The organism is Rhizobium sp. 25PS6, from assembly GCF_032464655.1.
GTDB classification, from domain to species: Bacteria; Pseudomonadota; Alphaproteobacteria; order Rhizobiales; family Rhizobiaceae; genus Rhizobium; species Rhizobium laguerreae.
On record NZ_JAWDIV010000054.1, the window covers coordinates 1 to 1,467 of the forward strand.

Below are 1,467 nucleotides of genomic sequence, written 5' to 3' on the forward strand. Positions count from 1 at the left end.
AGCGTCAGCTCTCCAGTTGCTGACGGCGCTCATCGCCGACGTCTGCCTGTCAGGTCACACGGACGAGAAGGAGCAGACGCTTCGGCAGGTGCGCATGAATCTCTCGGAGCCAGAGCCGACATTGCGCAAGCGGCTGCAAGACATCTACGACAATTCGGGCTCGGATTTCGTAAAGGAGAACGTCGCAGCCTTCGTCAACATGACGCCGGAAACCTTCTCCGGCGTCTACGCTAACGCGGTCAAGGAAACACACTGGCTTTCCTATCCGAACTACGCAGCACTCGTGTCTGGGAAGAAGTTCTCGACCAGCGACATCGCGGCGGGAAACACCGACGTCTTCATCAACATCGACCTCAAGACCTTGGAGACCCATTCCGGTCTTGCGCGGGTCATCATCGGCTCGTTTCTGAATGCGATCTACAATCGCGACGGACAAATAAAGGGGCGCGCGCTGTTTCTCCTCGATGAGGTCGCCCGCCTCGGCTACATGCGGATCATCGAGACCGCGCGCGACGCCGGACGCAAATACGGCATCACGCTGACGATGATCTACCAGTCGATCGGCCAGATGCGTGAAACCTATGGCGGTCGCGACGCGGCGAGCAAGTGGTTCGAGAGTGCCAGCTGGATCTCGTTCGCAGCGATCAACGATCCCGAGACCGCCGACTACATATCGAAGCGCTGCGGCATGACCACGGTCGAGATCGACCAGGTGAGCCGCAGCTTCCAGGCAAAGGGATCATCGCGAACACGCTCGAAGCAGCTCGCTGCTCGACCACTCATCCAGCCCCATGAAGTTCTGCGCATGCGTGCCGATGAACAGATCGTCTTCACCGCAGGAAACGCGCCGCTCCGATGCGGACGCGCCATCTGGTTCCGGCGCGACGACATGAAGGCATGCGTCGGCACGAACAGGTTTCACATGATCGGGGATGCGCCAAAGCCTGCATGATCCAGGCCGGCGCGCAGTGCAACCGAGCAAGGCTGATCCAGGAAAAAGAAGAGTATCGGAGAAATCAGCATAGCGACGCCCGACGGGCGAGATTTCGGGAATTCTCGACGTGCGACGGGAGGAAAACAGGGCAGCCGCAGGAGCCTCAACATAGTGGCCCGAAGGGGAGGCGAGATCGACTGCCCCCGCCCGTCGCACACCATTTTGCCGGCCACACCGCGGCCGGAGCCAGTTCCTCCGTAAACGCAGATGAAACCGGGTCCGACATAGGGTGAGGCGAAACGAGGGATCGGATAGTGGCGAAATCGAATGTGGTTCCGTTCAGAAAGCCCCCGAAGGCCGGAGGCGGCCGCGATCGGCAGCGCGCGGGTGGAGGACTGCTGAGATCTGGGCAGAACAGATGGCGTAAACGCTCGACGGTAGTTCTATGCACCGTGATCATTGCTGCTGGAGGTTGGCTTGCCTATGGCGGCGCCGACGCTCTCCCAGGTTTCGCCACTTTGGCCAAGACACCG

At 60.5% G+C, this 1,467-nt stretch carries 1 protein-coding gene; it reads left to right on the forward strand.

Annotated features, from left to right (window positions below; all coding sequences use genetic code 11):
- Positions 1-952 (forward strand): type IV secretory system conjugative DNA transfer family protein (locus RWK44_RS34730; protein ID WP_316030162.1); only part of this gene is annotated, 952 nt, incomplete at its 5' end.
- Positions 953-1,467 lie beyond the last annotated feature (515 nt).